Origin of the sequence: Protofrankia sp. CiT1 (assembly GCF_917627335.1) — a bacterium.
Taxonomy (GTDB): Bacteria; Actinomycetota; Actinomycetes; order Frankiales; family Frankiaceae; genus Protofrankia.
The window spans coordinates 13,549-22,951 of the sequence record NZ_CAKJTP010000052.1 but is presented as its reverse complement, the minus strand read 5'-3'; the positions used below and the strand labels follow the sequence as shown (position 1 = coordinate 22,951).

Genomic DNA, 9,403 nt, shown 5'->3' with positions numbered 1-9,403 from the left:
GCCACCGCCACCGGCGGACGCGCGGCAGGACCCCGCCCCCACCGGCTCGAGCGGTCCCTCACCGGCCCCGGCAACCACGAAAGCAATCTTCGATGTTTCAACCATGGGTGAGCGGGCCAGGCAGCACCCGGTCGGCCTCGATCTGACCAAACCCGATCCGGAAGGCACCCGGCGGGACGCCCGGAACGAGGAGCGGAAAAAGGACCACACATGAACGCAACCGTGAGCCCCACGAGCGCACGAACCATGGACAGCCCGATCCCCCAGCTCGGTCCACCGATTCAGCCGGACGAGGTAAGCATGATCGAGCCGACCGGATCGGCGAAGATGTCCCGGCCACGCAGGCAGCCGTTCGCCCCTGGAGTCGATCTGCTGAACCGGGTGGTGTTCGTTCTGTTGGGGCTGGTGTGCCTGGGCGGTGGGGCCGTCGCGCTGCTCGCCGGTCGGGGGGTGTTCGGGGATGACGTCGCGGCCCGGTATGGGCTCACCGCGCAGAACCGCTCCTTTGCCGCCGAGCATGTGTGGTTCTGGCCAGTTGCCGGAGCGGTCACGGGTCTGGTTGTCCTGCTGGCGCTCGCCTGGCTGTGGCTACAGAAGTCCACCGGGAACCTGCCCGGCCTGTATGTCGTCGACGACACCTTCGGGCGCGTCCGGGTGAACGCGCGAGCCTTCACCGGCGCGGTGGAAGGCGAACTGGCTACGCTGCCGGGCGTCCGGCAGGTGCGCGCGCGGCTGCTCGGCACGGGGAAGCGACCGTTGCTACGGGTAGTGGTGACCATGAAGCCAAGCACGGACGTCCGCCGGATCCGAGCCGATATCGAACGGGCCGCTCTGCCGCATGCGCGTGGTGCCCTGTCCCGCGCGGACCTCGCCACCGAAATCCAGCTCATCCCGCACCCCGGCCACGGTGACCGCGTGTACTGACCAGCCCTGCTTAGTGGTCGGCCAGCAATTTTCGATCAGAGTCCGGCAGCCGTGTCCCGGTCAGAAGGGTGGCGGCTCGGGTTCTGGGTCCGGTTGCGGGGTGCGCGGCGGTTCCGGGTGGGGTTCGGGTTCGGTCTGGTAGACGCGTAGTTCCGGACTGGTCCAGGTGGCCGTGCCGGTTTCGGTTACTTCGACGGTCCAGGTCCCGTCGTGCTTCAACCGGTGATGATGTCGGCATAGCGTGAGCAGATTGGCTGCTTCGGTGCTGCCGCCCGCGGTATAGGCCCGCACATGGTCGAGATCGCAGATGGTGGCGGGCGTTCGGCATCCCGGGAATCGGCAGACCCAGTCCCGGGCCCGGATCTGGCGGGCCAGTGCGGGTGAGGGGAATCGGCGTCGTCCGACGTCGACGACGTGGCCGTCGACCGGGTCGGTGAGTAGCCGTCGCCAGGTTGCGTTGGCGGCCAGGTCGCGGGCGAGCCCGGCCGGGATCGGTCCGTAGCCGGCCAGTTCGCCGGGGGTGTCGGCCAGCCCCGCCAGGGTGCCTAGTGGAATCAGCACTCCGACCTCGACGCGGACCGGGTCGTCGTCGTGGTGGCGGCCCAGCAGAATGTCGGTGAGGACGTCGGCGCGGCGTTCGTCCATACTCCGGACATCCTGCGCGTCGCCGGCGCGGCGGGCCAGGGCGTCGATGCGCTGGTAGGCGGCTTGGGCGTCGGGGGCGGCCAGGAACGCCGAGAGCTCGGCCATCCCTTCCTCCAACGGCTGGAGGCCGACCCGGCGCCCTCGGCGTTGGAGTTCGTGGCGTTGTGTGGCGCCGTCGGGGTCGATCGCAAGCACCGCGCGGCGCAACGCCTGGCGGAACGCCGCGTGGCTGGCTCGTCCGCCGTGGGCCAGGACCCTCGCCTCGACTGCGGCGGCGTGGGCGTCGGAGAGCGGTTCGGTGGCGTCGGCGACGGCGCGGACCCGGCCCAGATCGAGGATGCCGGCGGCCAGGGCGGCCAGGGTTGCGGGTAGCCGGTGGGTTACGGCGTGGGCGAGTGCGAGTTGGGTGGCGGCGGCGTTGTAGGACAGGTTGAGTTCGGCGGCGACTTCGTCCGGGGCGAATTCCCCGAAGGGCCGTTGTGGGCCGGTTTCGGGGCGTAGGTGGGCGAAGCGGCCCTGCGTGCGGAGCATGACCGCGTCGAGGGCGGCGCGTTGGCGGGTGATGGTGGCCATCAGGGTCAGGCAGGTGGACGCGTCCAGCCCCTCGATGTCCACGCCGTCGAGGTCGAGGGCGGTCGCCGGGCCTGGACCAGCCGGGCCTGGGTCGGCACACCCATCAGACGATTCGAACATATGTTCAGGATAGGTGTCTGGTCCGACATTTCCACCCCGTCGGGCGACCAGGAATTCTCAGCCGATCTGGCAGTCGGGTGTCTGATGCCCGTGGCCACGACCGGCGCGGCATGACGGGGCGAGCAACAGGGTGGAGGACGGTTGGGCGGAGGGCAGCAACACGGTCATGCCCGGTACCGGTGCAGACGACTGGACCCCAGCGGCCGGCGTCGTGGCCGGCGCCGCTGAGACCGACGTCGGCCCGGCAGACCGGACCACAGTCGCAGCCTGGGAGACCGGGCCGCTAGCGGGCGCGGTCACAGCCGACGTAGTCCCACCCGCAGCGATGGAGGGTCCAGCATCCACCGACGTCGGCAACCGGGGTTGGTTGTCGATCGCCTCGGGGCGCTCTGAGCGCACGCCGGCGACCGGCTGATCCGCCATTTCATCCGGACGGTGACCAGCCACCACGAGAACAATGCCGAGGACCGCGCCAAACCCGCACAGGCCTATGGCAGCCCTGGCCCCCGCCCGCCTGCCGCCGCCAGCGCCGCTGGACCGCCGCAGCCGTCGATGCCGGGTGGGCGGGCCCGCCGTGGCCGCGGCAACAGACGACCGATCAGATCCAGGGTCACCGTCCCAGGGAAGCAGCGTCCAGCCGCCCCCCACGGCCGACGGTCCGGTATCTTCGGACAGCTCTGCGTCTCCGGACACGAACGCACCTACTTCCACCCTGACCCGACGGCAGCGATGGAACAATATGACCGGGCTGACACCGCAGGACACTTGACCCACCGCAAACTCGGAACACAGCGGCCCAGATCAGCCACCGCAGGCGGGTGGGTCAACGGACCGGGCGACGGCGAGGCGGGTGAAGTCCGTGACGTCCAGGGTCTCGCCGCGGGCGGACGGGTCGACCCCCACGGCTCGGGCCAGGCGGTCGACCTCGGCGGACGAGCCCGCCCAACCGCCAAGCGCCGTCCGCAGGGTCTTGCGGCGCTGCGCGAAGGCCGCGTCCACCGCGGCGAACACAGACCCGCGCAGTTCCGGCGGCCCTGGAACCTCGCGCCTGGTGAACGCGACCAGGGATGAGTCGACGTTCGGCCGCGGCCAGAACACCGCGCGCGGCACCGCGCCGGCCGGGCGCGCCGAGGCGTACCAGGCGACCTTCACGCTCGGCACGCCGTACACCCGGCCGCCCGGCGCCGCGGTCAGCCGGTCCGCGACCTCAGCCTGCACCATGACCAGCCCCCGCCCAATCGACGGGAAGCGTTCAAGAACACCGAGCAGGAGCGGCACCGCCACGTTGTACGGCAGGTTCGCGGCGAGGACATCCGGTGGGTCACCGGGCAGGTCCGCGGGAACGAGACGTAGCCCGTCGGCGGCCACGACGGTCAGCCGGGACGCCACAGCCGGGCCGAGCCGGGCCGTGGCAGTCGCCGGCAGGGCCTCGGCAAGCAGCGTGTCCACCTCGACCGCGACGACGCGGCCCGCGGCCGCAAGCAGCCCGAGAGTCAGCGAACCAAGCCCAGGACCGATCTCCAGGACCGTCTCATCGGATCCGGCCGCAGCCAGACGCACCAAGCGGCGGACCGTGTTCGGGTCGACGAGGAAGTTCTGGCCCCACCGTTTTGCCGGTCGCACACCCAGATCGTCAGCGATAGCACGCACAGCGACCGGCGTCAGCAGCCCGTCGCCTCCGAAGCCTGCCTCCCGGGCAACGTGGCCGGGGCCTACCAGGGCCCGAACATCCGCTCAGACGTGGCGGCTACCGCCGCGGCGAGTGTGTCGACATCCTCGCCGCGGGCAGCGGCGAGCGCCCGCAACGTCAGCGGTACCAGATACGGGCTGTTCGGCCGGCCCCGCCACGGCTCCGGTGTCAGGAACGGCGCGTCGGTCTCGACGAGGAGCAGGTCACGAGGGGCGACGGCGGCGGCGTCCCGCAGGTTACCCGCGTTCCTGAAAGTCAGGTTACCGGCGAACGACATCACGTAACCGGCGTCCGCGCAGCTCTTCGCCATGACCGCGTCGCCGGAGAAGGCATGGAAGACCACCTGGTCCGGCGCGCCTTCCTCGGCGAGGATGCGCAGCGTGTCGTCATGCGCCTCCCGGTCATGGATCATGAGGGTACGGCCGGTCCGCTTGGCGATCGCGATGTGACGGCGGAAGCTCTCCTGCTGGGCGGCGTGCCGCTCGGGCGGCGTGCGGTAGTAGTCCAGACCGGTCTCGCCAACCGCCCGTACCTTCGGCATGGTGGCCAACTCGGCGATCTCCGCGAACGTCTGTTCGTCGACACCGTCGGCGGCGTCGTTCGGGTGGATCGCGACCGCCGCGTACACATCGGGATGCTCGGCCGCGGCCCGCGCCTGCCAACGGCTGGTCGCCAGGTCGATCCCCACGCTGACCATCCGCCGGATGCCGACAGCGCGCGCCACGGCAACCGCATGCGCCACATCACCACCCATGATGTCAAGATGGCAGTGGCTGTCGATCACCTCTACCGCCAGCGGTTCCGGTGGCTGCGGCGGGTCGCCACGACGTCCGGCATCCCGTGCCATCTGGCCAGGCCACCTGCCCTTCCGTTCCATCTCCACCGCGCTTCACCGCGCTGTCCCCGCCGGTGCCCCTCACGAGGCCCCGGTTGAACGGAACAACGATCGCACCGCCCTCGGCCAGGCGCTTCGGAAGGCGCCGCCAGCGTCCGGTACCGCCTGCCGCTGCCACCGCTGCCACCGGTGCCGGACGACAACCGCGCCGTTGGCACGTGTGCCATCGCGGTCGATCCTACGGACCGCGCGCAACCGGGCTGCGGTGTCGTGACCACGTCCCTTGTACCGCGTCCTGGTACGGCCGAGGTGCCGCCGGCCCATCGCCTGGTAAACAGATACTGATGCCCTCACCGCTCACCGTCGCACTCGTGACGTCTCTGACCGGCCCGGCGGCCGCGCCCGGTCTGGCCGCGCTGCATGCCGCCACGCTGTGGGCGCGTGACGAGCACGTGCCACCGGCGTGGGACGAGGTCCACGTCACCGCCTACGACGCCCACCCGCACCCCGCGGCGGCGATCCGGTCCGCCGTGGCCGCCAATCCTGCTGCGATCTTCGGCCCGCACGGGCCGCGGGCCGCGCTCGCGGCGTTCGCCGCAACCGACCGCGTGGTGTTCAACATCGCGGCACCGTCGACGCGCTTCGTCCGCCAGGCCTTCCCCAACGTCATCAACGTGACCGCCCCACAGGCCACCTGGACGCGCGGGGTTCTCGCTGCCGTCCGCGCCGCCGACCGGCGGGCACGTAAGCTCGCGTTGATGGTGGCTGCCGGCGACTGGTCGCTGGAGGTCGTCTCCGTGACGCGCGCCGCGGCGGCAGCCCGGGGCTTCGAAGTGGTCTCCAGCGTCTTTCGGCCTGGGCAGGCACAGGCCGCGGCGCGGCGGCTACCACCGGCGGACGTCCTGATCGTCCAGGCTGGCCCCGACGACGAGGCCGCCGCGGCTGAGATCCTGCTGCGCCGGCCGTGGCGGGCCGCCGCGTTCTCGACCGCCGGGCATGATGACGCCCTGACCACCATGGGTGATCATCGTGAGGGGCTGCTGGGCCCACGAACCTGGTCGCCACAACTACCCGCCCAGGCCGGCACCGGCCCGAGCGTGTCCGAGTTCGTGAACCGCTACCAGCACATGCACGGCCAGCCGCCGTCGGCGGCAGCGGCGGCGGCGTTCACCGCCGGGCTGCTCCTCGGGCGCTGCGTGCGGTCGCTCGGCCAGATCGACGACTTCTCCGTGCTCGCCGCGGCACGTGCGCTCGACACGTCCACCGTGTTGGGCCGCTTCCGCCTCGACCCCGCCACCGGACTGCAGATCGGGCATCATGGTCATCTGGTGCAGTGGCAGGACGGCGTGGCCGCCGCGGTCTGGCCTCCCGACCGCTTGCGGGCCCCGCTGCGCTACCCGCACCGCCGCGGCGGCCAGCCGTGGCCCGAAGCCGCGTGACACCGGTGGACGTACGGCAACGGCGCTCCCGGCGCCTGATCGCCTTTGCCGCGGCCGCGGTGGTGTTCCTCATCGCGACCGCGCGGCTGTTCGTCTGGCCGGCCACGGACCCGCCGCAACGGGTCGACGCAATCGTGATGTACGCGGGCAGCCCGGGCCGGCTGGCCAGGGCGGTCGAGCTCACCCGGGCCGGGTACGCGCCGATGCTCGCCGTCTCAAACCCGTTCGGCCAGGACCGCTGCCCGGTCGCGGTGCCCAGCGTACAGGTGATCTGCTTCCGGCCGGACCCGCTGACCACCCAGGGTGAAGCCCGGATGACCGCGCAGCTCGCCGCCCGTTACAACTGGCGGTCCGTACTGGTCGTCGCGGGGACCCCGCAGGGCACCAGAGCGCGGCTTCGGCTGAACCGCTGCTACGCCGGACGCATCCTGTTGGCCACCGCGGCACCGCCGTGGTACACCTGGCCATATATGATCATTTACGAGTGGGGCGCGACGGCGAAGGCGCTGACCATCCAACGCAGCTGTTGATCTCGATCAGGCACGGACAGAACGCACCGCTTGGCCCCGCGACGCCGCGTCCCCTATTGTCGGAGCCTCTTAGCCGCGACCACAGCGTCGTAGACCACGCGACGCGGCACTCCGCGGGCCGCCGCCACCGCCGCGATGGCCTCCTTGCGGGCTGTCCCGCTGGTTTCGTGACCTGTGACCTCGGCGGCGAGCGCCGCGGCGAAGGCCGCCGCGGCCGGCGTCCCGGCGACCATTGCCCGAGTGGCTGGAGACACCTGCGGCGCGCCCGCCACCACCAGGGTGATCTCCCCCCGGATCTCCCGGCCGCGCGCCCACTCGCTGAGACCGGCGAGATCGTCCCGGACGATCTCCTCCCAGGTCTTGGTCAGTTCCCGGCAGAGCACGCCCCTGCGATCAGCCCCGAAGGCCACGGTAAGATCGTCCAATGTCACGGGCAACCGGTGCGGAGCCTCCAGGATGACCAGTGTGCGCCGCTCCTCAGTAAGCTCGGTCAGGCGCGACCGGCGCTCGCCCCGCCGGCGCGGCAGGAACCCCTCGAACACCCAACGGTCCGTGGGCAGCCCGCTGACAGCGAGCGCGGCGGTCACCGCGGAGGGGCCTGGCACGACCGTGACCGGCACACCGGCCGCGGCCGCGGCGGCCACCACCCGAAACCCCGGGTCCGAGACGGCAGGCATGCCCGCGTCCGTGATGAGCGCCACCGTGGCGCCGGCGCTCAGCTGGGCGAGCAGGAAGTCCGCGCGGGACGCCTCGTTCGCGTCGAAGCAGGAGACAACCCGCCCGGAGATGGTGACGCCGAGCGCGGCGGCCAGCCGGCGCAGCCGGCGGGTGTCCTCCGCGGCGACGATGTCGGCGGCCGCGAGGATCTCGCCAAGCCGCGGGCTGGCATCGCGGACATCACCGATCGGCGCACCGCAGAGCACCAGAGTCCCGGACACCCACCGAGTGTGCCAGGAGCACGACCTACATTGATGCGGTGGCGGTGACAACGACATATCCAGCCCTGGACGGCGGCGGCACGCGGCCCTCCGGGGCTGCCCTGGCCCCTGCCGGCGGCCCGACGCTGGCGGACCGGCTGGCACCGCCGATGCCGACCGACCGGCTGATCGGTTGGCTCGCCTCGCTCGCGATTGCCGCGGTCGCCGGTGTCCTGAGGTTCTGGCAGCTCACCCAACCGCGTGGTATCTACTTCGACGAGGTCTACTACACCCACGACGCCTACAGCCTGATGACCCACGGCTACGAGCTGAGCGACATCAAGAGCGGCTGTGACGGCCCTGGCTTCGTCGTCCACCCCCCGCTCGGCAAGTGGCTGATGGCCGCGTCCGAGTGGTTCTTCGGCTACACCGACTGTGCCGGGGCCCGGCACGGCAACCCCGAGCTGGGCTGGCGCTTCGCCTCCGCTGTCGCGGGAACGCTCGTGGTTGTCGTCTTCGCCCGTACCGCCAGGCGGATGTTCCGCTCGACTCTGCTCGGCTGCTTCGCCGGGCTCCTGCTCGCCTTCGACGGGCTGGAGTTCGTCCAGAGCAGGATCGGGATTCTCGACATCTTCCTGCTGACAGGTCTTGTGCTGGCCCTGGCGTGTCTGGTTCTCGACCGGGACGATGGCCGCGCCCGGCTGGCGGCCCGGCTGGCGAAGGCTGGCCGTGGCCGGACCGGTGGCAGCGCTGCCGATACTGCCGGTGCTGACAGCGCTGCCACCGGTGGGAGCGAGTCCGGCGGCCGGGCCCTGTCCGGCCGTGGCCCGTGGCTCGGCATACGCCCGTGGCGACTGGCCTGCGGGCTGTTTCTGGGCGCGGCCATGGGCGTGAAATGGAGCGCGGTCTACACGATCGTCGGGTTTGCCGCGCTCGCCATCGCCTGGGACATGGGTGCGCGCCGGACGGCGGGTGTGCGCCGGCCGGTCCTGGCCGCGCTGGCCCGGGACACCCCGATCTGGGGGGTGAGCTTTCTCGTCCTTCCGGTGGTGACCTTCTTCGCGACGTGGACCGGCTGGTTCGTCACCGACGGAGGGTACAACCGCCACCGTTTCGGTACCGGCAGGTGGGCGGCCCTGCACAGCTGGTGGGACTACCAGATGCAGATCTACCAGTTCCACGAGCACCTCAATGCCTCGCATCCGTATGCCTCCAAGCCACTGAGCTGGCTGCTGCTGGGGCGCCCGGTCGCCTACTACTACAGCGCGCCCAAGGTCTCCGAGTCCGGCTGCACGGCCCAGGCCGGTTGCTCCCGGGAGATCCTGGCGATCGGCAACCCGGCGATCTGGTGGTTCGGCACGCTCGCTCTGGTCGGTGTCCTCGCGCTGTGGGCGAGCCGCCGTGACTGGCGGGCGGCTCTCGTACTGGTCGGCTTCGGCACATCCTTCCTGCCCTGGCTCGCCTTCCCCGGCCGGACGATGTTCCTGTTCTACGCCCTGCCCCTGCTGCCGTTCCTTGTACTCGGCCTGACCGCGCTCGCGGGTGTCGCGTTGGGCTCCCGGACAGCTTCGGAAACGCGCCGCCTTGCCGGGTCGCTGGCGGTCGGCGTCTACACGATCATTGTCGTGCTGCTGTTCGTCTACTTCTATCCGATCATGACCGCACAGGTGATCCCGACCTCGGCATGGCGTGTCCGCATGTGGTTCCCAGGCTGGATCTGACCGCCACCG

Annotated in this window: 8 protein-coding genes and 1 pseudogene; 5 read left to right on the top strand and 4 right to left on the bottom strand. The window is 71.2% G+C overall.

What is annotated here, in order from left to right; translation table 11 throughout:
• Nucleotides 1–214 (top strand): annotated as a pseudogene (locus MJ785_RS10970) (hypothetical protein); the annotation flags it as partial.
• Entirely contained in the window at nucleotides 211–924 is a 714-nt protein-coding gene (locus MJ785_RS10965) for an alkaline shock response membrane anchor protein AmaP (protein WP_239380664.1), read from the top strand. The pseudogene MJ785_RS10970 and the gene MJ785_RS10965, both read left to right, overlap by 4 nt.
• Nucleotides 925–984: 60 nt before the next feature.
• Here the strand turns inward: MJ785_RS10965 and MJ785_RS10960 are convergent, their stop codons facing one another.
• The 3 genes from MJ785_RS10960 to MJ785_RS10950 form a co-directional block, all read right to left on the bottom strand.
• Nucleotides 985–2,262: an HNH endonuclease signature motif containing protein gene (locus MJ785_RS10960; RefSeq protein WP_239380662.1), complete on the bottom strand. Its 1,278-nt coding sequence runs from the start codon at nucleotides 2,260–2,262 to the stop codon at nucleotides 985–987.
• An 801-nt stretch (nucleotides 2,263–3,063) separates the two neighbouring features.
• Nucleotides 3,064–3,903: a 16S rRNA (adenine(1518)-N(6)/adenine(1519)-N(6))-dimethyltransferase RsmA gene (gene rsmA, locus MJ785_RS10955; protein WP_239345690.1), complete on the bottom strand. Its 840-nt coding sequence runs from the start codon at nucleotides 3,901–3,903 to the stop codon at nucleotides 3,064–3,066.
• A gap of 71 nt (nucleotides 3,904–3,974) precedes the next feature.
• On the bottom strand, nucleotides 3,975–4,799 hold the full coding sequence (locus MJ785_RS10950) for a TatD family hydrolase (protein WP_239311926.1): 825 nt from the start codon (nucleotides 4,797–4,799) through the stop codon (nucleotides 3,975–3,977).
• A gap of 332 nt (nucleotides 4,800–5,131) precedes the next feature.
• Between MJ785_RS10950 and MJ785_RS10945 the strand changes: the two genes are divergently transcribed.
• Together MJ785_RS10945 and MJ785_RS10940 are read left to right on the top strand one after the other, a co-directional pair.
• The gene (locus tag MJ785_RS10945) at nucleotides 5,132–6,226 is read left to right on the top strand and encodes an ABC transporter substrate-binding protein (RefSeq protein ID WP_239380660.1); all 1,095 of its coding nucleotides are present in this window, start codon (nucleotides 5,132–5,134) and stop codon (nucleotides 6,224–6,226) included.
• On the top strand, nucleotides 6,223–6,756 hold the full coding sequence (locus tag MJ785_RS10940; protein ID WP_239345591.1) for a YdcF family protein: 534 nt from the start codon (nucleotides 6,223–6,225) through the stop codon (nucleotides 6,754–6,756). Before MJ785_RS10945 ends, MJ785_RS10940 begins: the two co-directional genes overlap by 4 nt.
• Nucleotides 6,757–6,809: 53 nt before the next feature.
• On the opposite strand, the gene rsmI is transcribed toward MJ785_RS10940, so the two are convergent.
• The gene (rsmI, locus tag MJ785_RS10935) at nucleotides 6,810–7,694 is read right to left on the bottom strand and encodes a 16S rRNA (cytidine(1402)-2'-O)-methyltransferase (RefSeq protein ID WP_239380658.1); all 885 of its coding nucleotides are present in this window, start codon (nucleotides 7,692–7,694) and stop codon (nucleotides 6,810–6,812) included.
• A gap of 38 nt (nucleotides 7,695–7,732) precedes the next feature.
• Between rsmI and MJ785_RS10930 the strand changes: the two genes are divergently transcribed.
• A complete protein-coding gene (locus tag MJ785_RS10930) occupies nucleotides 7,733–9,394 on the top strand; it encodes a dolichyl-phosphate-mannose--protein mannosyltransferase (RefSeq protein ID WP_370652919.1) in 1,662 nt (553 codons plus the stop codon).
• The last annotated feature ends 9 nt before the right edge of the window (nucleotides 9,395–9,403 follow it).

What these genes read in the sequence shown, in the direction of transcription:
- MJ785_RS10965 (WP_239380664.1), top strand. Translation starts at nt 211, where the DNA reads ATGAACGCAACCGTGAGCCCCACGAGCGCACGAACCATGGACAGCCCG.
- MJ785_RS10960 (WP_239380662.1), bottom strand. Translation starts at nt 2,262, where the DNA reads ATGTTCGAATCGTCTGATGGGTGTGCCGACCCAGGCCCGGCTGGTCCA.
- MJ785_RS10950 (WP_239311926.1), bottom strand. Translation starts at nt 4,799, where the DNA reads ATGGCACGGGATGCCGGACGTCGTGGCGACCCGCCGCAGCCACCGGAA.
- MJ785_RS10945 (WP_239380660.1), top strand. Translation starts at nt 5,132, where the DNA reads ATGCCCTCACCGCTCACCGTCGCACTCGTGACGTCTCTGACCGGCCCG.